This is a genomic window from Streptomyces sp. 4N509B (assembly GCF_052245655.1).
Classification (GTDB): domain Bacteria; phylum Actinomycetota; class Actinomycetes; order Streptomycetales; family Streptomycetaceae; genus Streptomyces.
The window spans coordinates 75,999-100,661 of sequence record NZ_JBQQBZ010000014.1; the positions used below are offsets into that span (position 1 = coordinate 75,999).

Annotated in this window: 18 protein-coding genes and 2 pseudogenes; 15 read left to right on the plus strand and 5 right to left on the minus strand. The window is 69.8% G+C overall.

What is annotated here, in order from left to right; all coding sequences use genetic code 11:
• Positions 1 to 24: 24 nt before the first annotated feature.
• From ACTWP5_RS15515 to ACTWP5_RS15540, 6 genes are all read left to right on the plus strand, one after another.
• The gene (locus ACTWP5_RS15515; RefSeq protein ID WP_443221528.1) at positions 25 to 711 is read left to right on the plus strand and encodes a PIG-L deacetylase family protein; all 687 of its coding nucleotides are present in this window, start codon (positions 25 to 27) and stop codon (positions 709 to 711) included.
• On the plus strand, positions 708 to 1,490 hold the full coding sequence (locus tag ACTWP5_RS15520; RefSeq protein ID WP_443221529.1) for a WbqC family protein: 783 nt from the start codon (positions 708 to 710) through the stop codon (positions 1,488 to 1,490). Before ACTWP5_RS15515 ends, ACTWP5_RS15520 begins: the two co-directional genes overlap by 4 nt.
• Positions 1,487 to 2,290 carry an RNA-directed DNA polymerase gene (locus tag ACTWP5_RS15525; protein WP_443221530.1) on the plus strand — a complete coding sequence of 268 codons (804 nt, stop codon included), beginning with the start codon at positions 1,487 to 1,489 and terminating at the stop codon, positions 2,288 to 2,290. The genes ACTWP5_RS15520 and ACTWP5_RS15525 overlap by 4 nt, the downstream gene beginning before the upstream one ends.
• A 4-nt stretch (positions 2,291 to 2,294) precedes the next feature.
• Positions 2,295 to 3,593 (plus strand): glycosyltransferase family 4 protein, encoded by a 1,299-nt coding sequence (locus ACTWP5_RS15530; protein WP_443221531.1) that lies wholly within the window; start codon positions 2,295 to 2,297, stop codon positions 3,591 to 3,593.
• Between the two features lie 84 nt (positions 3,594 to 3,677).
• On the plus strand, positions 3,678 to 4,529 hold the full coding sequence (locus tag ACTWP5_RS15535) for a 5'-3' exonuclease (protein WP_443221532.1): 852 nt from the start codon (positions 3,678 to 3,680) through the stop codon (positions 4,527 to 4,529).
• 358 nt (positions 4,530 to 4,887) lie between these two features.
• The gene (locus ACTWP5_RS15540; protein WP_443221533.1) at positions 4,888 to 6,294 is read left to right on the plus strand and encodes an ApeA N-terminal domain 1-containing protein; all 1,407 of its coding nucleotides are present in this window, start codon (positions 4,888 to 4,890) and stop codon (positions 6,292 to 6,294) included.
• A 436-nt stretch (positions 6,295 to 6,730) separates the two neighbouring features.
• Here the strand turns inward: ACTWP5_RS15540 and ACTWP5_RS15545 are convergent, their stop codons facing one another.
• Entirely contained in the window at positions 6,731 to 7,498 is a 768-nt protein-coding gene (locus tag ACTWP5_RS15545; protein WP_443221534.1) for a hypothetical protein, read from the minus strand.
• 141 nt (positions 7,499 to 7,639) lie between these two features.
• Positions 7,640 to 8,653, minus strand: coding sequence for a lytic transglycosylase domain-containing protein (locus ACTWP5_RS15550; protein ID WP_443221535.1), 1,014 nt, complete (start codon positions 8,651 to 8,653; stop codon positions 7,640 to 7,642).
• Between the two features lie 220 nt (positions 8,654 to 8,873).
• Here ACTWP5_RS15550 and ACTWP5_RS15555 point away from each other — a divergent pair, with 220 nt between their 5' ends.
• The 8 genes from ACTWP5_RS15555 to ACTWP5_RS15590 are packed head-to-tail and all read left to right on the plus strand — an operon-like array spanning position 8,874 to position 17,846.
• Positions 8,874 to 10,040, plus strand: coding sequence for a MinD/ParA family ATP-binding protein (locus ACTWP5_RS15555; RefSeq protein WP_443221536.1), 1,167 nt, complete (start codon positions 8,874 to 8,876; stop codon positions 10,038 to 10,040).
• A complete protein-coding gene (locus ACTWP5_RS15560; RefSeq protein ID WP_443221537.1) occupies positions 10,027 to 10,317 on the plus strand; it encodes a hypothetical protein in 291 nt (96 codons plus the stop codon). The genes ACTWP5_RS15555 and ACTWP5_RS15560 overlap by 14 nt, the downstream gene beginning before the upstream one ends.
• Positions 10,318 to 10,324: 7 nt before the next feature.
• The gene (locus tag ACTWP5_RS15565; RefSeq protein ID WP_443221538.1) at positions 10,325 to 11,248 is read left to right on the plus strand and encodes a hypothetical protein; all 924 of its coding nucleotides are present in this window, start codon (positions 10,325 to 10,327) and stop codon (positions 11,246 to 11,248) included.
• 8 nt (positions 11,249 to 11,256) lie between these two features.
• Positions 11,257 to 12,675, plus strand: a complete 1,419-nt coding sequence (locus ACTWP5_RS15570) for a hypothetical protein (protein WP_443221539.1) — start codon at positions 11,257 to 11,259, stop codon at positions 12,673 to 12,675.
• Positions 12,672 to 14,240, plus strand: coding sequence for a hypothetical protein (locus ACTWP5_RS15575; protein WP_443221540.1), 1,569 nt, complete (start codon positions 12,672 to 12,674; stop codon positions 14,238 to 14,240). The genes ACTWP5_RS15570 and ACTWP5_RS15575 overlap by 4 nt, the downstream gene beginning before the upstream one ends.
• On the plus strand, positions 14,237 to 15,646 hold the full coding sequence (locus tag ACTWP5_RS15580; RefSeq protein WP_443221541.1) for a hypothetical protein: 1,410 nt from the start codon (positions 14,237 to 14,239) through the stop codon (positions 15,644 to 15,646). Before ACTWP5_RS15575 ends, ACTWP5_RS15580 begins: the two co-directional genes overlap by 4 nt.
• Positions 15,643 to 17,349 carry a type IV secretory system conjugative DNA transfer family protein gene (locus ACTWP5_RS15585; RefSeq protein WP_443221542.1) on the plus strand — a complete coding sequence of 569 codons (1,707 nt, stop codon included), beginning with the start codon at positions 15,643 to 15,645 and terminating at the stop codon, positions 17,347 to 17,349. Before ACTWP5_RS15580 ends, ACTWP5_RS15585 begins: the two co-directional genes overlap by 4 nt.
• Positions 17,346 to 17,846 (plus strand): hypothetical protein, encoded by a 501-nt coding sequence (locus ACTWP5_RS15590; RefSeq protein WP_443221543.1) that lies wholly within the window; start codon positions 17,346 to 17,348, stop codon positions 17,844 to 17,846. Before ACTWP5_RS15585 ends, ACTWP5_RS15590 begins: the two co-directional genes overlap by 4 nt.
• 201 nt (positions 17,847 to 18,047) lie before the next feature.
• Here ACTWP5_RS15590 and ACTWP5_RS15595 read toward each other — a convergent pair whose 3' ends face one another.
• Positions 18,048 to 19,970, minus strand: coding sequence for a P-loop ATPase, Sll1717 family (locus tag ACTWP5_RS15595; RefSeq protein WP_443221544.1), 1,923 nt, complete (start codon positions 19,968 to 19,970; stop codon positions 18,048 to 18,050).
• A gap of 127 nt (positions 19,971 to 20,097) precedes the next feature.
• Between ACTWP5_RS15595 and ACTWP5_RS15600 the strand changes: the two are divergent.
• Positions 20,098 to 20,259: pseudogene (locus ACTWP5_RS15600) on the plus strand (transposase); the annotation flags it as partial.
• Between the two features lie 77 nt (positions 20,260 to 20,336).
• Here the strand turns inward: ACTWP5_RS15600 and ACTWP5_RS15605 are convergent.
• Together ACTWP5_RS15605 and ACTWP5_RS15610 are read right to left on the minus strand one after the other, a co-directional pair.
• A pseudogene (locus ACTWP5_RS15605) lies at positions 20,337 to 22,424 on the minus strand (outer membrane protein assembly factor BamB family protein); the annotation flags it as partial.
• 99 nt (positions 22,425 to 22,523) lie between these two features.
• Positions 22,524 to 24,578 carry an outer membrane protein assembly factor BamB family protein gene (locus ACTWP5_RS15610; RefSeq protein ID WP_443221545.1) on the minus strand — a complete coding sequence of 685 codons (2,055 nt, stop codon included), beginning with the start codon at positions 24,576 to 24,578 and terminating at the stop codon, positions 22,524 to 22,526.
• Between the last annotated feature and the right edge of the window lie 85 nt (positions 24,579 to 24,663).

Consider the following 24,663-nt stretch of genomic DNA (forward strand, 5'->3'; position numbering starts at 1 on the left):
CCCCTCAACCTTCTGGAGGACACCGTGCCGCTGTTCGGACTGGCCCGCGACGCGACCGCGCTCGTCGTCGCCCCGCACCCCGACGACGAGACCCTCGGCGCGGGCGCCACCATCGCCCGCCTCACCACCTCGGGCGTCACCGTCCACGTCCTGGCCGTCGCCTGCGGAAACGCCGCCACCGCGGCCGACATCCGGGCCGCCGAGTTCGACCGCGCCTGCGACGCCCTGGGCGTCAGCGGACGACGCGTCGCCTGGAGCGACGAGCGTGCCGGCACCGTTCCCGAACGCCCCCGCATCCTCGTCGAACTGATCGAGCACGACTCCGAGCTCTCGCTCGCCGCCCTCCGCCCCGAGCTGTTCCTCATTCCCGCGGCGAGCGGCTTCCACCAGGACCACCAGGCCGTCCACCACGCCTGCTTCGCCGCCGCCCGCGCGGGCGGCCCGCACCGGCACACCCCACCCCTCGTCCTCGGCTTCAAGGGACCGGAGGACGGCTGGACCACCGCGAGCGAGCCGTGGCGGATCCACGTCAACACCAGCCGCACGTGGGACGCCAAGAAGGCGGCGCTCGCCGCGTACGGCTCGCAGATGCGCGAGGCCCCCCATCCCCGCAGCGTCGCCGTCATCCACGCCTCCGACACCGCCACCGGCTCCCTCGTCGGCGCCACCACCGCCGAGTCGTTCGTGCCCTACCGGATGGCGTACCGGTGACCGGCCGCCGCGTGCTCGTCGCCCAGCAGCCGGCGTACCTCCCCTGGCCGGGCTACTTCGCACGGCTGGTGGACGTGGAGGAGATGGTGCTCCTGGACCACGTGCAGTTCGCCGAACGCGGCCGTCAGCACCGCAACCGCGTGCGCGGCCCGGCCGGAGGAGGCCCTGTCCGCCTGACCGTCCCCGTGCGGCGGCGCTTCGGCCAGCCCCTCCGCGAGGCCCGCATCGCCGACCCCCGCTGGGCCCGCCGCCACCTGACCACCCTGCGGCACAGCTACGGCGGTAGCCCTGCCTTCGCCCGCTGGCTGCCACGGCTGAGCGCGCTCTACGCCAGGCCGTTCACCCACCTCGCCGAGCTGAACGAGGCCCTCGTCGCCCTCCACCTGGAGGCGTTCGGCCTCGACGTCCGGCTGGTGCGCTCCTCCACCCTCCCCCCGACAGGAGCCAAGACCGTGATGCTCGCCAACCTCGCTCACCGACGGGGCGCCGACACCGTGCGCGTCGGCGTCGGGGCCCTGAACTACCTCGACCTCCCCCTGCTCGCGGATGCCGGCCTGCGCGTGCAGGTGGCCCGGTGGGACGACCCGCGCCCCGACCGCATCCCCGGCGGCCACCTGGCCGCCCTCGACATCCTCGCCCGCCACGAACCCGGCTCGGCCCGAGCGGTGCTGGAAGCCGGGGCGAGCCTCCACGACCTCGACCCCGACCGGGACCTCAACCTGGACCCCGACCCGGACCTCGCCTCCGACCTCGACCCCGCCGTGAGGAGCGGGGCGTGACCAGCCACCCCCGCTCCCACACCCTGATGCCGCTGCTCACGAACGTCACCCACCTCAAGCGCGCCGCGCGCCAGTGCATGGGCCGCGCGGGCGCACCCGGAGCGGACCACGTCAGCTGGCGGGCGTACCGCGAGCGGCTGGACGACAACCTCCACGCTCTCGCCCGAGCACTCCGCGACGGCAGCTGGACACCGTCCCCGCCCCGAACCGTCAGCTGGACCGGCTGGGGCAAACGCCTCACCGTCGTCGTCCCCGTGGTCGAGGACCGGATCGTCCACCGCGCCCTGCGCAACGCCGCCGAGCCGGTCCTCGAACGCGACGCGTACCCGCCCTGGCTCTACGGCTGGCGACCACGCGCCGGACGGCCCCACGCCGTCGCCGCCGCAGCCGCACACCTGGCCGCCGGACGCCCCTGGGTGGTGGACATCGACATCGCGGCGGCCACCGCCGGGGCCGAGCTCGACGCAACCGTCGACGGCGTCGCCGTCCACATCCAGGACGGCACCTACCTCCGGCTCCTCCGTCGCGCCCTGGCCGCGCTACCGACGCCCCTCACCCCGGGCAGCGGCCTCACGCCCATGCTCACCAACCTGCGCCTGGTGCCGGTCGACGCCCAACTCCACCACCTCGCCGTGGTCCGCCTCACCGACAACTACACGGTCTTCTCCCCGACCCCGACGGCCGCCGCCGACGCCTGGGACCTGCTGGTCGCCGCACTCGCGGAGCACGCCCTGGCACCGAACCGTGCCAAGTCAAGGATCTGGCGCCCCAACCCCGAAGACCTCTACGCCGCCGGATGACCCCATGAACGCGAACGCGTTGCTGTACTGCACCTTCAACGGCGTCGCCAACTGCACCAACGGCATCGGCCGCCAGACCAGGACCTTCCTCTCCGTGCTCCGCCGCCACCACGCCCGCCTGAGCCGCGAGCTCGGTCCGTTCACCCCGTACCTCGCCTTCCCCGAGCCCGGGCCGGACACCTGGAACTACGAGCCCCACCGTCTCCGCCGCACCCGCGCGGTGGTCGAAGCGCTCGGCGGCGACGTCATCCCGCTCCCGTACGACACCCGGCGCGGCCTGTGGCACACGGCGACCTGGCGGCGCCTCTGCGCGGAGGCGGCCCGCGTCGTCGCCGACCTCGCCTCCCGCCACTCCCGCGTCCTCGCCATCGGCATCGACACCCCCTTCGCCGGCCTTGCCCGATCCGCCCTCGACCGTGGCCTCCCCGACAACGCCGAGATCCTGCTGGCGATGTTCAGCACCGCGCGCGTCGTCGAACACCCCGAGCCCGACCCCGGCCGCGTCGCCTGGGAACACGACGGCCTCCACGTCGCCCACGACGACCGCCGGGTGCACGTCGCCGACATCGGCGTCTTCCTCAGCCGTCACCTCGTCACCGCCTACGGCGTCGACGCCGACCGCCTCGTCAGCTGGCCATCGGGACTCGACCTCCACGCCCGCGACCTCCGGCCACCCACCCCCGCCGAGGCCCGCGCCCACGCCGCCCGCTTCGGCGTCCCCACCGATCGACCCCTCGTCGCCACGATCGCCCGCACCGACCCCACCAAGGGCGTGGACCTGCTCATCGACGCCCTCGCCCCGCTCCGCGACGACGCCCACCTGGCCGCCATCGTCGTTCCCTCGCCCGGCCAGGACGCACTCCTCGCCGACTACCGGTCCCGCATCGCCTCCGCGGGCCTGCGCGCCACCGTCGTCGACCGCTTCACGCGCGCCCTGCCCCGAGCCCTCGCGGCCCTGCCGACCACGTACGCCATGGCCTGCCCCTCGCGCGGCGAGACCCTGGCCAACGTCGTCTTCGAGACGGCGCTGTGGGCCCGGCACGGCGGCGCCGTCGTCGTCGCCCCCGCCAGCCACGGCTTCCCCGAGCAGATCACCCACCGCTCCAACGGCCTGCTGTACGACCCGACCGACCCAGGCGCCCTCACCACCGCCCTCAGCCAGGCCCTCGACCTCCCCGACCACGAACGCGCCACCCTCCGCCGCGCCGCCTTCGCCCGCGTCCACGCCGAACGCGACGCCTCGGCACACCTCGCCGCCCTCCTGCGCCGCTTCTGGCCCCCTTCGTCCCCGGCCCGCCGCTAGACTCCCTGACCGTCCGGCAACGGGCACCCGGGCGTCGCGGTCACCGGCGCGGGCGAGCACCACCAGCTGCCGAGAGGACCCCGCATGACCGCCCCCGCCCCGCTGCTCCTGATCGACGGACACCACCTGCTCTACCGGGCCTGGTTCGGCTTCCCCACCCGCATTCACAGCCGCGACGGCGAACGCGACCTGACCGGCGTCTTCGGCTTCGCCGCCCTGCTGCGCAAGGCCCACCGCGAACACTGCCCCGACCACGAGACCCTCGTCGTCTTCGACGCCGAGGACGGCTCCGCCGCGCGCAGGACCACCGACCCCACCTACAAGGCCAATCGGACCGACGCCGACCACACCCCCATCCACTCCCTCCCCCCGATCAGACGCCTCCTCGACCACGCCGGCATCCGCTGGCTGGAACACCCCGGCGCCGAAGGCGACGACGTCCTCGCCACCCTCGCCACCCAGGCCGCCGACGCCCACCGCCCGACCGTCGTCATGTCCGGCGACAAGGACCTCTTCCAACTCCTCGACACACCCGGCCTGCGCCTGCTCAACACCCAACTGGCCGCCGACCGCCGCTTCCTCCACGCCGCCGACGTCACCGCGCGCTACAGCGTCACCCCAGCCCAGTGGCCCGACTACCGCGCCCTGACCGGCGACCCAGCCGACAACATCCCCGGCGTACCCGGCATCGGCCCAGCCACCGCCCGCCGCCTCCTGGCCGACGGCCGCCACCTCGACGCCCTCGCCCACGCCACCCTCGACGGCCTCGCCCGCCCACTCGCCCTCCTCCGCACCCACTGGGAGGCAGCACTCCGCTGGCGCGAACTCATCCGCCTCACCCGCAAGCTCCCCCTCCCCAACGACCTGCTCACCACCACCCCCACCCCCGTCATGTCCCCGGCCGCCGCGCTGCTGGAAGACCTGGACCTCTGGTAGAGCCCCACCCTGCACCGTTACCGTGATCGGCCAAGTGGCGTTATACACGTTCGTGAGACGGACTCAACATCTGCCAATCGGACATGGCGGTGATAGCTATCCCCATGCAGGGACTACGGGAAGTTTCTGATTCTGAGGGCACAGGTAGGTGACCGAGTGCACGATTTCCTGACTGACGGGCTATCGCCGCCTTCTTCCCTCACGACGAACCCAACCCTGACAACTACCCGCCCCTTTCTCGCCATCACTGCCTGGCTATAAAAAAACTCCGCTGCCTCACCACGTAGGAAACGGTCTACAACGACTAGAGATAGCCCCCTTTTTCCCATATCATCGACGTACGCATAGTCTGAGATCGATGGAGACAGCGTTGGATAAATTCGAAAGTGATGGCCTCTTCTGGTTGCCCGGCCGGGATGACAACCAAGTCGCTGGCAGGATTTCGTTCGATCCCGCGAAGGGGACGAAGCTTTCCCTGATTGGCACTTTCTCCAATTCTGAACTCGGCGTGGATACAGGCGATGAGATGCAAGTCTCCACAATTCATGGCGTCGCAGGGAAGCGCTTCATTACCTTGACAGAGTGCAGTCGCACAGGATTCCGAGTCGAATCCCCCGGGTTCCCTCGGGAAGATTACAGATCCGATGCCACCTTTGCGGGCCATGCCCTACTTCGCCCAGATGGCCAGGGATTCACCGAGGCCATCATTAGATTCAGCAATCTGTACGACTGGGTGGGTAAGTCGGCCGTATCACGCGAGCTCTCGTACGACAACGAGACTCGTGCAATCACACAGGCGGTTCTCACATTGACGCCTCCTCGCACAGAGGAGCACCCTGCGGACGGCTGCAAAGTGTCCCTTTCCCCGTCCTGGAAAGTTCTTGGGGGTGCCCAGAAGCCTGGATTCGAGCAAGACTACTCACTTAGGATCATCTACGACAACCCCGTCGACTTCGCCATCGTGCGAGGTGATATATCAATTCTGCAGGATCTAATCTCCGCCACGACTGATTCAGCTTCGGTTCCCAGCCAGATCACCCTGCGCATCCCGATAGAGGAGGACGACGAAAAGTCGAAGCCACAACCCATCGTTCATCTGTACGAGCAGCCGTCCGCAGACCCTGCCAGCCTGCAGCGTAAAGCACGGCGCATCTTGGTTGGCCTGAGCGATATTGGCGGATTGCCCGCAGTGGCGAACTGGCTCAACTTCATGCGCAGCCACAAGATTGTCCTGGGACTAGCACTCTCCCCGATTTACAGAGGAATGTACGTCGAGAACAAATTCTTTAACACGGTCTCTGCGGCGGAGACGCTCCACAGGATGGAGTTCCCGAATGAAATCCGACCAGCGGCCGAGTACAAGGCCTTCAAGAAGATGCTGGTTCGCCATGTGCCCAAGAACTATCAATCGTGGCTCAGCCAACAGCTTTCGTTCTCGAATGAACCCCGGCTCCGCGACCGCCTCAAAGAGCTCGCCGAGTTTGGCAGCCTTGCAGGCATTCTCGACTGCGATGTTCAGCAGTGGGCCAAGGCCGTGACAAAGACCCGAAACAGAATGGTACATCATGACAAAGGCCAAGGTCCTGGAGCGTCAAGCACGGAACTCTACTGGCTGGCAGAGTCTCTTCGCCTGACGGTCCTACTCTGCTTGATGCGGTTCTGCACCTTTCGCGACTATCAGAATAGGATTAAAGAACATCCGTCTGTCAAACTGATCGGAAGGAGAGTAAGGCCCATTCTTCAAGCTGACGAAACGGTCCATTGAGATGACTCCAGACCGACGGAGCGAGTCACGCCCTCACGGCCGCCAGCGGATGAATTGACTTCGATTCATCCGCTGGATATGTTCCGAGTCAATGCAAGGAACCATGCGGTGATCGACCTGCTCTCGGCAGAGCTTGGATGCGAGTGATGGCGGCTGGCGAACAGAGCAGTGTGTCCGCGGGGTGGCTACGGGTGGATGAGGATGCGGGTGTGACGCTCGTACTCATCACGAATGGCGGCGTGGCCGCCGAGGACGGTTGTTCCGCTGTCCCTCTCTACTCAGGAGACCGGACAGGGCAGCGGGACCGCGAGACGCTGACCGCCGCCTGCTGGTTGATGCCGAGTTTGTCTCCGATCCTTATTGCAGCGGCCCTTGGACTGGATGTTGATCCGACGGAAGGATCAATGAGGACTTCGCCGGGTAACGGACACGCCGGCTAACCGTCAGGTCGATTCTCTACGTCGCGGAGATGCTTGATCAGTGCCAGGACGGCCCGTCGGCTCGCAACAGAGAGATCGGAGGCGGCCCGAGCAAGTTCCCGAACGTCGTCCCGTCGAAGGCCGTTCAGAAGATCCGACTGGTCGATGATCTCCGTGGCCGCGGTCAGTTGTTCGCTGGTGAGGCAGGCGGCCATTCGGGCGAGCTGGCGGACGTGCTCGCTCTCGAGTGCCTGGAGGAGTTCCTCGTCGTCGAGGACCGGCCGGAAGGCTGCACGCTGCTGGGGGGGTAGGGCGGTGAGGCGCAGAGCGGTCTCGCGAGTCTCGTCGTCTGCGAAGCCTTCTAGAACCCTTAGCTTGCTGAGCAGCCGCTGGATGGTGGGAAGATCGGCGCCGGGGCCCGTGGCAGCCCCATGGAGTTCGATTCTGCGGACGTCCTGCCACGTGAGGGTGTGAAGCAGTTCGAGTTCGGCTTCGAGCTGCCGGAAGTCGGCGCCGTCGTCGGCGAGATAGGCGACGGGCACGTGGAAATAGCCGGCGAGGGCTTGGAGATGGTGAAGCTTGGGGTTGGTCGTCCTGCCCGTGGCGAGCTCCCAGAAGTATGGTCCCGAGATGCTGACCCCCGTCAGTTCGGTGACGCGGCGCGCTGTCGCCTCGTAGGAGATGGGTTGCTCGCCTCGGGGGGCCCTCATCTCCCGGAGCCATTGCAACTTCTCGGCGAGCGTCCTCTGACGCCTGTCACTGTCGCCGTGAATGGCGGTGGACATCGCTGCTCTCCCTACTCCCTACGGAGGCGGCCTGAACCGCAGTGGTGCCCTGATTACCACAGAGGGGCGGGCGACGTGGCGATGGCATACCTCAGACGGCGGCAGACGCGAGGAGAAGCGGGAAGGCGGAGCGGGTGATCGTCAGCCCACGCGGCTCGCGCCGGCTGCGGCCTGGGGGAACTCGGGTGGTGCCCAGCCGCGGTAGGTCAGATTCCATCGGCCTTCGGTCAGGTCGTCGAGCGGGACGATGTCGATGCGTCCGTCGATGACGATGTCGTTGGTCGCGACCTCGCCGCCGCCCAGGTGGAGCGCGACGTGCCCGGCCTCGTCGTCGGTGGCGTAGAACAGCAGGGCGCCGGCCGGTGGATGGGGGTCGTCGTGGTGGGCGAGGCCGGTGGCGAGCATGCGGTTCCAGGCGGCGTTGGCCGTTGCCTCGCCGGAGGCGCGCCAGCCGTACGCCTCCGCGACGAACGCCAGGCACAGCCGGTGCCAGTCGAGGTCGCCGGAGCGAGCCTCCCGGCGGGCTGCGGCGATGGCCTCCTGGCAGGTGCGGGGGTTGGGGCGGGAGAGGGCGAAGGTGCAGTCGGTCGAGGCGTGGGTGGCCTGGTAGCGGGGGATGAGGGCGTTCACACGCGCCACGTAGTCCCGTGTCGCCTGGGCTGGTGGGATGCCGCCGTGTGAGCGGATCGCGTGGGGGCCGGCGTGGTAGCCGGCGAGGGCGTTGGCGATCGGGTCGCCGGGCACGTCGGACAGCTCGTCGACCAGGTGGCACAGGTAGCGCGCCTGCGCGTCGATGGCGTCGGCCGGGTCGTGGGGCGAGCTGCGGCCGTCGCCGTCCGCGTCGCGACCCCACTGGCTCCACGTGTCGTTGGTGAACTGGGCCAGCCCTCTTGCGCCCCGGTGGGAGACCTGTCGCGGGTCCCAGGTCGACTCGGCGTGGATCTGGGCCGCCAGCAGCGGGGCGCTGATCTCGGCGCAGCGCTGGGCGGCGGCCTCGACGAGCGGGCGGTAGGCGTCCGGAACGAGCGCGTCGTCGGCGAGTTGGGCAGGGCTGCCCACGGCGGCCGAGGGATCGCCGGGACTGGCGGCGACGACGAGGGCGAGCGTGGCGAACGGGCCCACGAGCAGAGGGACGAGGCAGCGGCCGTGGTTCATGAGCGTTACGGCCGTCGATCGCTCGTTCGGCGATTCACTCGGACGCGCCCTCCTTGGACGTACGAAACATGCGTTGTTTGTGAGCTTCCGTGCCATATCGTCGCGGCCGAAAACGTACGTGAATGATCCTTTCGGTTGCAAGGAGTGGATGTGGCGGGTCGTCAGTTGTTGTTGATGGTTGGTCCGCGTGAGCGATGGCTCGCTGCGCGAGGAGGCCGTGGTGCCTGAGGTTGAGGAGCCGCTGACGGAGGCGTCGTTCCGCGCCTCGGGGGCGAGCCGGCTCGGCTCGCCCGCCCCGCGCAACGCGCCGGCGCCGGGTCCTGCCGCTCCGCCCCCTCCAGCCGGTGAGACCGCGGAGAGGGCCGAACGACCAGCTGGGCCGTCGGCCGCCACCCACACCGCGTTCACGGCCTCGCTGCGGCAACAGGCCCCGGCAGCGGCGCCGCGCTGGGGGTGGCGGGGGAGGGTTCGCCGTTGGACCGGCGGGCGCGTGTCACCCGCCGTCTCCCCCGCCGAGCAGCGGTGGAACACGGCGCTGCGCGCCGTCCAGATGACCTTCGGCGGGCCCCGCACCATCGCGTTCGTGAACCCGAAGGGCGGCGCGTTCAAGACCACCGCCACGCTGATGGCGGCGCGTACCTTCGGCGTCCACCGGGGCGGAGGCGTGGTGGCGATCGACGGCAACGAGACGCGCGGCACGCTCGGCGAGCGTGCCCTGCCCGCAGCACACGGCAACACCGTGCGCGACCTCGCGGCAGCCCTGGAACCGTTCCAGGACGCGGACGCGGCGACGTCCCTGGGCGATCTCGGCCAGTACGTCCGGGGACAGGGGCCCGCCCAGTTCGACGTTCTCGCCAGTGACGAGCGCCCGGACCTCACCGGGCAGCTCGACGGCCCCTCCTTCCAACGGCTTCACGCGCTGCTCCGGCGGCACTACCGCCTCGTCCTCGTCGACACGGGCAACAACCCACGGTCCTCGACCTGGGTGGCCGCCGTTCAGCGGGCCGACCTGGTCGTGATCACGACGACCGTGCGGGAGGACGCGGCATCGGCGGCGCTGTGGACGGCCGACCTCGCCGAGCAGCACGTCGTCGAGCCGGGAACGCTCCGGCATCGCGGGGTGGCCCTCGTGTGCGACCCCGGCCCCGGCCCGGACGCCAAGCTGCGGACGTTCCTGCTGGAGACGTTCGCCAAGCGGTGCCGCGCCGTGCTGCCGATCCCCTACGAACCGGCGCTCGCCGGCGGCGGACAGCTCGACTACACGCGGCTGTCCCCGGCCACGCACACGGCCTGGCTGTACGCCTGCGCCGCCATGGCCTCCGCGCTCTCGCCGGAACGCGAAGCGCAGGCGGGACGGGAAGGGCGGGGGAACCGTGCGTCGCGCTGAGGACTTCAACCCGTTCGACGGGGTCCGGCCGAGCTTCGGACCGTTCGCGCCGCTGCTGGAGTCGAAGTTCGGGATGTTCCTGGCCCTGGCCTGGATCATCGGGTTCTTCGTCTGCGCGTACTTCCTGGTGGAGGCCATTGCCCGCGTCGGCCGGTCCAAGCGGCAGGGAATCGCCGGAGACTTGGACGAGACGCGCGCCGAACTGGTGCGGGTCGGCGCCGCCACGATCGGCATGGCCTCCCTTCCGGTCGTGTTCGCGATCCTGGTCAGCGCGTGATCGGCGGGTGCGTGATCCGGTGAACGTCCACATCGACTACCAGCCCGCCCCGCCCGCCAGTGGCGCCTCCGGCGGCGGCTCGCGAGCCCGCCTGGGCCGGTGGCGCCGCCGCCTGATGCTGGCCGCGACGCTCGGGGGCGTCGTGCTGCTCCTGCCGGCAGCCCTCACGCTGGTCACCGACGCCGACCGCCCACGGTCGGAGGACCGTAGCGGCGGTCAGTCGCCGACCGCTGACCCGGCGTTGCGCCGCGGCACGGCCACCGCCGCCGCCTCGCTGGCGACGCGCAGCGTGTCCGGGCTGCCCCGTGGCTTCCCCCGCTCGCGGGCCGGGGCCGTGGAGGCGGGTGCGTCGTTCGCCGCCTCCGTTCTCGTCGTCCAACGGATGACCTCCGCGGACCGGTCGGCCTACGTGCGCGACGCGATGCTGCGACCACCCGCCACCACCGACCTCGACCAGGCCGCCTCCGACTTCCGCGCCCGCCACCGCCTCACGGCCACGGGACGCCTCATGGACGGAGCGGACGGAGCGGACGGCGGGGTCTCGACGACGAGCCGGTTCGTCTCCGTCTGCCACCCGGAGCTGGGCGCCTACCGCGTCGAGAGCTTCAGCGCGCGGCGCGCGACGGTGGACTACTGGATGCCGTGTCTCCTCGGCGCCGTGGCGGACGGCGCTGCGGACGCAGCCGGGTCCGGGATCGGGTCCGGGTCCGAGGTGCGCACCCGATGGCAGATGGGACGCGCCGAGCTGCGCTGGCACGCCGGCGACTGGCGCGTCGGCGAGCTGACGCGCGGGCCGTTCGACGCGCCCGTCACCCCGCCCGACGCGGGAGAGCCGGCGACGACGCTGCGGGAGCGGGCGGCGCTGCTGGGCGAGGGCTGGCACGCCTTCGCCGACGCGAGCGAGGAACGCCCGGCGGTGGTCAGGCCGTGAGGGACCTCGTGACGCAGAACAGCGACAGCGAGTGCGAAGAGGCGCTGCTGGGCGAGTGGGCGTGCTCGACGCTCAACGACATCCCCGGCGTCAACTGGCTCTACGGCAAGATCGGCGACGCCCAGCGCGCCACGGCCGAGGAGGCGGTGGCGGCCCTGGAGGAGGTCGTTCCCGACGACTTCATCGAGCAGTGGGTCACGGGCATGGCGGAGTCGACCGTCAGCCTCCTCTCCCACATCCAGGCGCTGGGCGGGCGCGTGTCCACGCCCGCCTTCGACCAGCGGTGGTGGTCCTCCCAGTACGCCACCAGCTTCGGGCTGTCCCTCCTCCTGCTGGCGTTCCTGCTGGTCTGGATCACCGCCCGCCTCGCCGCCTCCGGCTCCTCGGCGAGCGCGACCGACCTGTTCCGGCAGTCCGGCTGGCGCCTGGTCTTCGTCGTCCCCCTGATCTCCGCCGGACCGCCGATCCTGCTGACCGTGCAGGTGGCGGCCCACGAGCTGGCACGCTCCTTCGCCGAGGAGGGCCAGGCGCACGCGGGCAGCGCGGTCGAGGGCCTGATGGAGCTCCTCACCGAGAAGGCCGGCGACTGGGGAGCGTTCGGCGGAACGGTCCTGGCCCTGCTGCTGCTCCTGTTCATCCTGTGCCTGGGCCTGGTGACGTTGATCGAGATGGCCGTCGCGCAGTGGGGGCTGCACCTGGGCGCCCTGCTCGTACCGCTCGCCCTGGTGGCCTGGGTGTACCCGCCGTGGTCCGGCATGCTGCGGCGCCTGGTCGGGTTGCTCGGCGGCCTGTTGCTGCTGCCGTCGTTCGTCTACTTCTTCTTCACCACCATCTGGACGAGCTTCGACGCGCTCATCGCGGGAGGCGAGCGCGACGCGGGCAACGCGAGCAACGCGGGCGACGACGGGCTGAGCATCCTGCTCTTCCTGACGGTCGGGCTGCTGATGATCGACGCCTTCCCACTCGTCGCCATGTGGCTGATGTCGCTGACGTCCTCGTCGGCCCTCGGCATGGACCCGGACGTGCGGGGCGTGGTCCGGACCCCCTCGGCTGGCGAGATGGCGGAGTCGGCGATCGGACACGTCGAAGCCCGCGTCAGCCAGATCGTCGCCGCCCGGGGCACCGGCGGCAGCGACGACGTGGATGACGGCGCCGACCGCGACGACGCCCCCGCCGATCCCGGCGGTCCCGCCGATCCCGGCGACGGCTCCGGCAGCGGCCAGACCTCGGATCAGGGCCGCAACCAGCCCGAGGCGCAACAACCCGCTGAGACGCACATCGAGCCGGCCACACCCGAACCGGACCGAGCCGGTCCCGCCCAGGACCTCAGCACGAACGGCGCTCACACCCGGGAGAGCGGCACCGACACAGCCGTTGCCGCCAGCCGTTCCCCCACGTACGACGACACCGAGGAGGCCTGCCGGTGAAGCCGGGAGTGGAACGTACGTACGTGCTCGGTGGCCAGACCCGGCGCCGTTCCCTGTTCGGCGCGGTCACGCCGCCGCAGCTGGTCGCCGTCGTGGCGTACCTGTTGGTGTGGCTCGGGCTCCTCCTCTCCACCCAGTCCCTCGTCGTCCTGGTCGCGGGGTTCGTCGTGGGCGCGGGAGCGTGGACCGTCGCCCGCCGCCGCACCGCCGAGGGCGACTCCTGGGGCGCGGCCCTCCTCGACCGCGTCGCGTGGCGCCTGGTCGGCGGAGCGCGGCGACGCCCCGACTTCGTGCCCGGCCTGACTCTTCCTCGGGAGGTCGGCGACATCCGGGTGCTGTCCTACGCGCCGCCGTCGACCCCCGGCGCCCCGCTGGCCCTCGTCCACCACCGAGACCACCGTCGCCGCTCGTGGGCCAGCGGCCACCTCACCGCGACCTTCGAGATCGCCGGCGGCGGTGACGGCCTCCTGCCCACGCGGGAGGTCAACACCGCGGGTTACCAGTTCGAACGCCTGCTGGGCGGGCTGGCCGGCGCCAACATCCCCGTCGACCAGCTCGACGTCTGCACCCGCGTGCTCCCCGTCCACCCCGACACCTACCGCGCCCACATGGCCGGCCTGCTCGCCCCCGACATCCCGCCCCGCCTGCGCTCCTCCCTCCACCAGCTCGCCGGCTACGCCGCCGGCACCACCGAGGAGTACCGCAGCTTCGCCACCGTCCGCATTCCGCTGCCGCAGCTCGCCCAGCGGGCCGCCGAGCGGATCGCCCAGCGGGTCGCCGAGCCGACGGCCCACCTCGACGGGCTGTACGCCGAGACGTTCAACGTGCTGGGCGACGTCGTGGCGCGTGTGGGGCGAGCCGGCCATCCGTTGCGCGCCATGCTCGGCCCACGGCGCCTCGGGGCTCTGATCCGGCACCTGCACGACCCGGACTGGGCCATCGACCAGCTGGACGGCATCACCACCGTCGCGGACGGCTGGTCCCAGATCCGCGTCCCCGGGCAGGAGTGGGTCCGCACCGAAAGCATCAGCACCAGCTTGAGCCCCAGCAGCGCCACCAGCACGAGCACCAGCACCGGCCGGCCCTGGTACCACGCGGTGGCCTCCGTGCCGCGCGACGCCTGGCCGCTCCAGCCGGTGACCGCACGGTGGATGGAACACCTGGTCACCGGCATCTCACCGGCCACCATCCGCACCGTCCAGACCCAGTGGCGCCTGCTGCCCAAGGCACCCGCCAGGGAACACGCCCGGCTCGCCCTCACCTACGACACCGCCGACCGCCACGGGGAACGCCGTCGCGGCCAGGTCTCCACCGGCGTCAGCGAGGCGGCGATGTCCTCCTCCCGGCGCGTCCTGGAGGACCTGCTGACCCCCGTCGTCGGCGGCGCGTTCCCCGCGATCCGCGTCCACCTGTCCGCCCCGAGCCCGCAGGAGCTGGCCGCGGCACGCGTCCGCGTGACCGCCGCCGCGGAGGCGGGCGGCATCACCCGGCTGCGCTGGCACACCCACCGCCACCACCAGGCTCTCCTCCTCACCCTCCCCATGGCCCGAGGCATCAGGACATGACGCACGAAGAACCGACTCCCCCAACTCCCCCGACCTCAACTGCCCCGGCCCCAACTGCCCCGACGCGGCCCCGGCCGCGTGGCCGCCTGCGCGAGCGAACCGGCTGCGCCGAACTCACCACCGAGACGATCTTCACCTCCACCCGGCAGGCCGCGGCCCTCAACCCAGCGATCGTCTCCACCCACCCGGCCCTCGCCGGCCCCATCACCGGCATCGACCTCGCCACCGGCCAGCCGATCACCACCGACCCGCACGCGCTCTACGACCAGGGCCGCGTCACCAGCCCCAACGTCCTCGTCCTCGGCGACATCTCCTCCGGCAAGTCGTCCCTGGTCAAGACCCAGTACTGCGTCCGCCAGGTCGCCTGCGGCAAGCAGGTCGTCGTCCTGGACCGGAAGAACCAGCAGGGGCGCGGCGAGTACGAACGCGCCGCCGCCGAGTGCGGCGTCGTACCCGTGCGCTTCGCCCGCACCGGCGGCACCGCCATCAACCTCCTCGACCCGCGCATCTCCACCACCTCCGAGTCCGGCGGCGACGGCCGCGTCGGCCAGGACCGGCTGCTGCTGATGGTCGCCGAACACGCCCACGAGCGCCGCCTCGACTCCCGCCAGCGGTACGCCCTACGGACCGCCCACGCCACCGCGTTGCGCCGCGCCCGCGACGAGGACCGCGTCGCAACGCTGCACGACGTGGTCGCCGCCCTCTACGACCCGGCCTGCGGCGCCGTCCCCCGCCCGCACCTGGAGCGCGACGGCATCGTCACCCGCCGCGCCGTCATCGAATGGGGCCTGGACCTCGCCCTCGATCTCGAACGCTTCATCACCGGTGACCTGTCAGGGCTCATCGACCAGACCACCAGCACCGACCTCGACGTCGACCTCAACGCCCCCCTCATCGTCTTCGACACCTCGGCCCTCCCCGAGGACTCCCCGGCCCTCTCCCTGGTCATGGCCCTGGTCGCGACGTTCCTTTCCGCCGTCTGGGCCCACCGCGACGGGCAACGGCTGATCATCCTCGAAGAGGGCTACCACACCGCCCGCCTCGACAAGGTCGCATCCGTGCTGCGGTCCCTCGCCAAGCGCGGCCGGGGCATCGGCCTGTCGTTCGTCACCGTCATCCACCACCTCAGTGACATCCCCGAGGACTCCGACGCCATGGCGCTGATCCGCGAGGCCGGAATCGTCCACGTCTACCGGCAGTCACGCGAGGACGACGCCGCCCAAGCCCTGCGCCAGTTCCGGCTCCCGCACACGCTCAACGCCCAACTCGCCGCGCTCGCCCAAGGAGTCCACGTGCTGCGCATCGGCCACGAACCAGCCCGGGTGGTCCACCACCTCCGCACCCCACTCGAAGTTGAGATCACCGACACCGACCAGGCCATGACGACCCCCTCCCTCCGCACATGACCCACCACCCTCCCCTCCCTTTCCCCCTCCCGTGGCCGCTCCTCCTCGCCCTCGTCCTCCTCGCCCTGGTCCTCACCTGCGCCCTCGCCATCCTCCGCGCCCACCGCGCCCGCCTCCCCCGAGCCGGGGTCACCCCCCTCACCCGACACGCCGGCTTCGCCACCCCGGACCATCTGCGCGACCACCTCTCCGACGCCGCCGTACGCCGTGCCGGCGCCCAGGTCCGTCCCGGACTGCACCCGACGACGCCCGCCCCGCCTCCCACCGACTTCGGCTACTTCCTCGGCCACGCCACCCGGCCCGAGTGCGGCCACACGCCGCTGTACTCGCCGTACGACCAAGCCCTACGCGTCATCGGCCCCATGGGCTCGGGCAAGACGTTCCGCTTCCTCGCCCGCCTCCTCCGCGACGTCCCCGGCCCGGCCCTGGCCACCTCCACCAAGCCCGACCTGGTCGAACTCACCCTGGACGCACGCCGCCGCCGCGGCCCGGTCGCCACCCTCGACCCCCAGGAACTCGTCCCCGGCCTGGAACCCCTGCGCTGGTCTCCCATCCACGGCGCCGAGGACACCCTGACCGCCGAGCTCCGCGGCCGGGCGTTCATCGCTGGCGCCCGCACCGCAGCCGGGGGCACCTCAGGCCGGCAGGACGACGGGGCGGCCCACTACCGCCACCTCGCCGGCACCTGGCTCTCCTGCCTCATCCACGCGGCCGCGCTCGACGGCGCCTCCTGGCGCGACGTCCTGCGCTGGGCCAAACGCCCCGAGGACCCGGCACCGCGCCAGATCCTCCAGCACCACCCCGGAGCCGGCCCGGGGTGGGCGGAGAGCCTGCTGGACGCCACGACCGGCGACGAGCGAGCCGTCGGCAACACCCGTTCCACCCTCGCCAACGCCCTGTCCGCCTTCGCCCACCAGCCGGTCGTCGACGCCGTCGACGTCCCGCCCGACCGCGCCACCGACATCGAGGCCCTCCTCGACGCGGGCGGCACCCTCTACCTCCTCGGCAAGGACAGCGCCCACTCCACGATCTCCCCGCTCGTCACCGCCATCGCCGAGGACGTCCTGGACCGCGCCGAACACCTCGCCGTCACCAAGCCCCACCGCCGCCTCGACCCACCCCTCGTCGTCGCCCTTGACGAAGCCCCGAACATCGCCCCCATCCCCTCCCTCCGCCAACGCGTCGCCGACGGCCGCGGCCGCGGACTCTGCCTCATCTACCTCGTCCAGGGCTGGTCCTCGGCCGAGGCCCGCTTCGGCCGCGACGTCGCGAAGGAACTCGCCGCCATCACCAACAACACCCTCGTCCTCGGAGGCTGCCACGACGTCGCGCTTCTCAAGGACCTCCAGGAGCTGTGCGGCACCACCGACGTCGTCAAGTCCTCCGCCACCGTCAACAAGGCCCCGCGCGGCACCCGCCCCACCGGCAGCAGCCGCTCCCTCAGCCACGACCGCGAACCCGTGCTCCGCGCCCACCAGATCCAGCACCTCGACACCACCACCGGCCAGGCCCTCCTCCTCGCCGGCAACCTCCCCCCCATCCTCGTCGAACTCCCCGCCCTCACCGACCACCCCGACTGGCCCGACATCCAGCAGGAGATCACCACCATCCGCACCCACGCCGACGCCACCCGCACCCACCACCACGAACAACGCCGCCTCACCCGCGAACGCCACCACACCACCTGGCACGCCCGCCCATGACGACCTCCCTCCTCCCCTGGCCTCCACTCCCCACCGCGATCCGCGACCACCTCGAACCCGGCGACAACGGGCCCCACCCCTGGGACCTGTCCTCCCTCACCGACCCCCTCGCGACAGCCGTCTGGACCTGGCTGGACGAGGTCGCCTACTGGCTCAACGACACCTACGCCTGGCAGGAACACCAGGTCATCCCCGCCTGCTGGCCCCACCACCCCGACATCGCCCACGACCTGGCAGCCCTGGCCTTCACCCGCATCGACGTCTACGCCGCCGCCACCCCGGCCTACATCCCCCGCTGGCGCACCGACCTCGAAGACTTCCACCGCCGCCTCACCACCACCCTCGGCCCCAACGCCCCCTGCCTACGCGACAAACACAACGACCTCCCCCACCGCTACACCACCGACACCGCGAACCTCGCCATCAGCACGCGATCCACCGCGCAGGGTCCGACGACCGCACCAGACTGCAAGAACCGCTCGGCTACCCCGGACTGACCGGCTCCGGTGTCCAGGTGCACCATCAGTGTCCTGACCTACTGCGGAACCACCTGAGCGATCAGGCGTAGGCTCGGCTGAACGAAAGCGGATGCAACTGAAACTGCAACTGGACGACGCTTTCACCTCCCGGCTACGTGAACGGCGCTTCACCAGACCGGCAGGTGGGCTGCCTACGATGCCCGTCTCGCTATGGGCCAGTCACCCTGACGAATCCCCACCACCGTGAATCGGCAGGCCGACGACCAGCCTGTTCAGGAGCTGGGCCTCGTCGCCCAAGCGGCGGGTGATCGGCCGGTCCCTGAAGCCGTGAGCGGCCAGCTGTGCCGCGAGGTCATCGAAGAAGCGCGCGGTCCGCAGCGCGCGGTCCGCGCCCGCCGGCTGGTCGCCGTGATCGCCGGCCACGCTCGCGATCTGTCGCTGGACCTCCTCGCGGGTCGGCTCGGGCAGGTCGGACCGGGACAGCTGGCGCAGCAACCGCGCGCAGGCCCGATTGACGTCCTGCAGCATTCGTTCGTCGCGATTCACTACCAGTGCGGTGTCGGCGCCCGCGATGGTCTGGATGAGAAGGCTCTGGGGAACTACGGCGTTGCGTGTCCCAGCGGGTGAGTAGTTGGGGAGCGTCACGGAGTCAATACAGTTGAGGGCAACCCGGAAGCAGGGGTGGATCCGGAACTCCTCTTCATGGGGCAAGGGTGGGCCCTCACTGCCGCCGGCGTAAACGACGTTGCTCCCGCGCTTCACTCCGAGGAAGCTCACCCCGTAGAGCACATCGATAATTCCCTGAGCGGTCAGACTCTCAGCGTAAGCAGAGAATTCTCGATGCAGCTCCTCTCGGATGGCATCGAAACGGTCGCACAGCGCCTCACGCATGACGACATATCCAGTGTTCTGAAAAAGAGAAAACAGGGACCGGAGAAACGGGTGACTGGCCAGATACTCCTTGGCGAGATCCTGCAGCTTCCAGCGGGAGAACTGCTCCTCTGCGACCAACACGTCGTGCTCCGTGATGACAGGGCTGTCCCGCTCGGCGGCGACGCTCTGGCAGGCATTGAGAAACTGGATCGCGTCCCTCGGGCGCGGCAGGGCACGCCCGAAGAGATAGTTGGTGACCGGCTCTCCCCGGACGGTCGGCGGGAAAATCCGCCCCCACAGCTGCTCGCCAGTCAACCGGGATCCGAGGCTGGCGCGAGCTCGTGCTAGGGCGACGTCCCGCAGGCCGTCGAGCGTCCATGTGATGCGAATCTCGTCGCTGTGGAACTTGTCGCCATCGCTGAAATTCAGCGTGTCGTAGATGTCCGAGCGGATGAACAGCGCGGTCCGCACCGCACCGCCGTAGAGATCTGTCACGTGCTTTGCTGCCAGCAGCAAGCCCGTGACGAGGGCGTGGCTCTCTCGGTCGGACGTCCACGCCTGTTCCAGCTGATCGACCAGGAAGAGAAGAGGCCTGTGGACGCCCGCGCATCCGAGGTCGGCGAAGGCCGCGGCCACACCACTCTCTACCGCCTCCAACTGCCTGCTGGCCGTCACCCCCTCCGACGCCTGCACCGGCAGCCCGTCCTGCGTAACGTCGCTGCCGCCGTTGATGCCGAGGGCGGCCTCGAAGCCGAACGCCTTCAGCGAGAGCGTGGCCATCTGGAGACCACGCGCGCCCCGCATCAGCCTGTCATACAGGCGGGATTCCTCAGACTCACCGTTCGCCTTCAGGAACGAGCGTAACGCGCGCACCGACGTTCGGCGGCGCCAGCCATGCGCGGCGCGGGCGTGGGTCACGAGGTGACGCGCCACGTGGACCGCGAACACGTACCGCCATATCAGCGACTTAGCTGTGTCCTCGGTGACCCCTTGGAGCTCGAAGCGGCGTATCTCGTCGCCGGCCGCGTCATCCGGTGTGACGAGAATCGACGCGCCCTCGTGCCCTTCTGGAGTCGCCAGCTGACGACAGATGGCGCTCTTTCCCGAGCCCTTTCGGCCGATGACCAGGGATTTCCGGCCGGCAAGTACCTCTCTGTACGCGTAGTTTGGCCGAAACACCGATCCTTTCAGCAGCCCATCCCGGAGATCAGTCTCCGCGTCGTCTCGGCCGAAAAACAACTCGCGTATCGAGCCGATCTCCTGTCCCACCTGTCCCCCTGATCACTTGTCCAGTATCATTTCGTTCACCATCCCGATTTCCCATCTGAGTAGTGCTTGGTCAGGTTGTTTCGCTGGTGGCGTGTCCGTTTGACATGGAGTGTGTCGTTGATTGGGCGTGTTGCCTGGGGAGTTCACTGCGGTCCGTTGGAATCTGTTCCAGCCGTTCGCGCAGGCGGACCGGCATCGGCGGGGCGAGGCGTATCTGCGGAACTTGCTGCTGGACGGGCGGCGGAAATCGGTGGACCCGATGGCCGCGCGGCTGGGCAAGGACGGCAACCCCGTAGTGAAGGGCCAGAGTCGGCTCCGATGGCCGCCCCGTGAACGATCGCGCGATCTGCGGGTGATTGTGGCTGCGTGCAGGCGCCCGTCACCGCTGTTGAAGTAGACCACTCCCTCTGCAATGCTCGCATACGACTCTTGGTCGTCCGCCAAGTGGAGCTTCCCCAGGGCGTCACCGTTCCTGGCGTCCAGGAGGTGCAGATAGCCGTTTTCCGTACTCACATAGACCGTTCCGCCCATGACGGTGGGCGGTGAACTCGCGTGGGCGACCGTGTTCTTCCACAGCACCGTGCCGGTCTCCGCGTTGACGGCGAGTACCTGGCCAGCCCCTGTCTCGCTCAGATTGTTCCGGCTGAGGTAAAGGACCCCGTCGATGACCGCCGGGGACGGGAACCCCAATGGTTCCCCGAGACCGGCTCGGTATTCCCACAGCTGCTCACCGGTGTCGGCCTCCCTCGCGGACAGCATGCCGGCGTGGCCGTCTCCCATGGCCGTGTAGACGACGCCGTGCGCGACGGCGAGTGCTGCCGTGTCATCGCTAGTCTGAAGCTTCCACAGCCGGTCACCGGTGCTGGCGTCCAAGGCGGCGAGATGGGGATACCGCCCGTCAGGGGTGACCCCGCCGTAATAGACAATCCCATCAGCGACGGCGAGTGCGTCTACGAAGCCGACCAGGTTCGTCCACGCCGTCTCTCCCGTGTCGGCGTCTACTGCGTAGATGGTGCCTTTGAAACGCTCCTCGGTACCGAGGGCGGAGGTGGCGAAGTACACGGTGTCACCAGCCACGATGGGCCCCACCTGCACATGGCTGTTCGGTGTGAACTCCCACAGAGGGCTGCCGGTGTCGGCGTCCACGGCGTAGACGCGCCAGCTGTCGAGGTTGGCGGAGCTGAAGTAGATGACGCCTTCAGCGGAGGTCAGGTGGAAGCGGTTGCCCGATGTCGGACCGTAGTCCCACAGACGGTCCCCGGTGTTGGCGTCCAAGGCATACACCTTGCCAGGCTCCTCTTCTACGCCGTGGCCGAAGTAGACGGTCCCATCTGTGACCAGCATTGGGTAATACGTGTCCCGTCCGTAGGTCCACAGGTGACTTAGTGCCGGCTGACGGGGACGCTCGGTCTGACGGTCCTCGTTGTTCTGGTTGTCGTTGTCGCGGGATGTGTCGCCGGGGAGGAGCGTCGCCGTGACGATGATGGCGAGTACCGTGAGGATGGTGACGGCGAGGCCCACCGGGGCTCGGCCCCGCGTGAGCAGGTGCTTCCTGCCGCTGGAAATGGGCTCAGACGGCGGGGAGTCCGGGTCGGCTGCCGTCGCGGGGAAGGTGGTGGGAACGGCGTCACGCGCGGGCTTCCCGGGGAGTGTGAGTTCCGCGGCCACCGGCTCGGGCAGCCAGTCGTCTGTGGCGAAGTAGCCGTCGGCCTGTCTCGTCGGCGAGGCCTGGGCCAGTTCTGTTACCAGGTCGGGAACGGTGGGGCGCCGGGTCGGGTCCTTCTCCAGACAGCGGGCTACGACCTCGACGAGCCTGGGCGGGAGGCCGGTCAGGTCCGGCTCCTCGTGGACGACCCGGTAGTTCAGGGCGTGGGCATGGCCACCGCCGAACGGACCCGAGCCGGACGCCGCGTACACGAGGACTGCGCCGAGGGCGAAGACATCACTGGCCGCTACCACTGTGTCGCCAACCAGTTGCTCGGGCGATATGAAGCCGGGCGTTCCGACGATAACGCCGGTGGGTGTCAGCGTGGTGGCCTCGGATGCCAGCGAGACGCCGAAGTCGATCACTCGCGGGCCATCCGCAGCCAGCAGCACGTTCGAGGGCTTGAGGTCCCGGTGTACCACATCGGCGCTGTGGACCGCCTCCAGCGCCTCGGCCAGCGCAGCCCCCAGCGCCAGCACCGACCGCTCCGGCCAGGCACCATGCCTGGCCACCGCCGCATCCAGGGGTATCCCCGGCACGTACTCGGTGGCCAGCCACGGCGGCATCCCTTCTGGGTCTGGGTCTGCGTCCACCACCGCGGCGGTGAAGAAGCCGGTCACCCGGCGGGCCGCCGCCACCTCGCGGACGAACCGGTACCGGAACCTCGGCTCCTCTGCGAGCTCGTCCCGTATCACCTTGACCGCGACAGCGCGGCCACTCGGCGACCGGCCGAGATACACCAGGCCCATCCCGCCCCGGCCCAGCCGCCCGATGATCCGGAAGTGCCCTACCCGCTCGGGGTCCCCCGACTGCAATGGTGCTGACGCCGCCACCCTGGTCCTCCCCACTCAGTCCTGCGTGGAGACCGCGTGCAGGCGCGCGCCAGCCTCGAAGTAGATAGTGTCGCCGACGATGACCAGATTTTCTCCCAGGTTGTCCTCCCAGAGGCGCTTGCCGGTGTTGGCGTCCAGTGCGTACAGGGTGTCTTCGCCGCCGATGAAGTGGACAGCGCCGTTCGCGAGGGAGAGCAATTCCACATCATCCACGTGCGGCCTGTGGTGCCATAACAGGCGGCCGGTACGGGCGCTGAAGGCGCATACGTAGACGTCGTTCTCGAAGTAGACCACCCCGTGGTCCACGAGGGCCGGGTCAGCCGAGAAAGCGATGGCCGGGTCCCACAGCTCGCCGTCGAAGCTGTACCGCCATCTCTCGCGGCCGGTGTCGGCGTTCACCGCGTACAGAGCGCCGTCTCCACTGCCGACGTAGACGGTTCCGTCAGCGACGACGGGCGATGCTACGATCCCGGTGTTTGCCTCGAACTCCCACAAGCTGTCGCCTGTCTCGGCGTCCACCGCGAAGAGAGCGCCATCCCTCCCCGTGAAATGGATGCGCCCGTCGGATATGACCGGGTCCTGATTGCTGTCGATTTCCCTTTTGAACCAAACCAGTTCTAGTGTGCGGGAGTCCAACGCTTCCAGGGCAACGCCATAGTCCAGATATATAATCCCGCTAACCACCGTGACCGAGGGGTAAAAGCCGAAGTGCTCGACCTGCCAGAGCTCGTCGCCGCTGCGGGCGTCCAAGGCGTACATGTGGGTTTCGTCACCGTAGTAGACCACCCCGCTGGAGGTCCCCAGCACAGAGCCGCCGTATTCCGCTGGGTAACGGCGTGTCCATAACTCGCCTCCATTGTCGGCATCTAGGGCGTAGAGACCCTCATCGCTGGCGACGTAGGCCCTGCCATCCGCCACCTCCTCCAAAAACGATTCCGCTTTCAGGGCGTAAGACCACAGCTCCGTCCATGCCGGCGAGTCGTTGGCTTCCTTGTCCGGGCCTTCGGGCTGGCCACCGTCGACGTGGCCGGACAGGTGTCCCGTGAGGAGCGCCGTCGTGACGAGGAGGGCGAGGACAGCGGTGACCGCGAGACCGGTGACGATCCGGCGTCGACTGGGTCCGCGCTGCTGGGGATCGTCGAGGGGGGTCGGCATGGCGGACGAGGTCGGAATGGTGCGTTCGGCGCCCTGCTCGATCTCCGCTGCCACAGGCTCGGGCAACCAGTCCGCTGCGGCGAAGTAACCGTCGGCCTGTCTGGGCTGCGAGGCCTGGGCCAGTTCCGTGACCAGGTGCGGCACGGTGGGGCGTTGCCGCGGGTCCTTGGCCAGGCACCGGGCCACGACATCCTTCACGCCGGGCGGCAGGTCGGTCAGATCCGGCTCTTCATGGACCACCCGGTAGTTCAGGGCGTCTGCGCGGCCAACGCCGAACGGACCGGAGCCGATTGCCGCAAAGGCCAGCACTGCGCCGAAAGCGAAGACATCGCTCGCCTCCTCTGCATGACCACCCAGCAGCTGCTCTGGCGATATAAACCCGGGCGTTCCCATCACCAGGCCAGGCTCAGTGATCTTCGTGGCATCGGCTACCAGCGAAATACCGAAGTCGATCACCCGCGGGCCATCGGCGGCGAGCAACACGTTCGAGGGCTTGAGGTCCCGGTGTACCACATCGGCGCCGTGGACCGCCTCCAGTGCCTCGGCCAGCGCAGCCCCCAGCGCCAGCACCGACCGCTCCGGCCAAGCGCCATGCCTGGCCACCGCCGCATCCAGCGCCATGCCGGGCACGTACGCGGTGGCCAGCCATGGCGCCGCGCCGTCCGGCTCCGCATCCGCCACCGCGGCAGTGAAAAAGCCAGTCACCCGGCGGGCGGCAGCCACCTCGCGGGCGAACCGGTGCCGAAACCCTGGATTCTCCGTCAGCGCCGCCCGCACAACCTTCACCGCGACGGCGCGACCACTCGGCGAGCGGCCCAGATACACCTGGCCCATCCCGCCCCGGCCCAGCCGCCCGACAATCCGGTACCGCCCCACCTGCTCGGGATCCCCCGCCCGCAATGATGTGACCGCCACCCCTTCCCCTCCAGCAGCTAGCTCTACGCGGCCTGGCTACGGTGTATCCCACCAGCGTAGAGCCTTCGCCCCCCTGCACCCAGCG

Coding starts and splice junctions, on each gene's coding strand:
- ACTWP5_RS15580 (WP_443221541.1), top strand. CDS start 14,237: ATGACGCACGAAGAACCGACTCCCCCAACTCCCCCGACCTCAACTGCC.
- ACTWP5_RS15590 (WP_443221543.1), top strand. CDS start 17,346: ATGACGACCTCCCTCCTCCCCTGGCCTCCACTCCCCACCGCGATCCGC.
- ACTWP5_RS15550 (WP_443221535.1), bottom strand. CDS start 8,653: ATGAACCACGGCCGCTGCCTCGTCCCTCTGCTCGTGGGCCCGTTCGCC.
- ACTWP5_RS15530 (WP_443221531.1), top strand. CDS start 2,295: ATGAACGCGAACGCGTTGCTGTACTGCACCTTCAACGGCGTCGCCAAC.
- ACTWP5_RS15540 (WP_443221533.1), top strand. CDS start 4,888: ATGGAGACAGCGTTGGATAAATTCGAAAGTGATGGCCTCTTCTGGTTG.
- ACTWP5_RS15585 (WP_443221542.1), top strand. CDS start 15,643: ATGACCCACCACCCTCCCCTCCCTTTCCCCCTCCCGTGGCCGCTCCTC.
- ACTWP5_RS15545 (WP_443221534.1), bottom strand. CDS start 7,498: ATGTCCACCGCCATTCACGGCGACAGTGACAGGCGTCAGAGGACGCTC.
- ACTWP5_RS15535 (WP_443221532.1), top strand. CDS start 3,678: ATGACCGCCCCCGCCCCGCTGCTCCTGATCGACGGACACCACCTGCTC.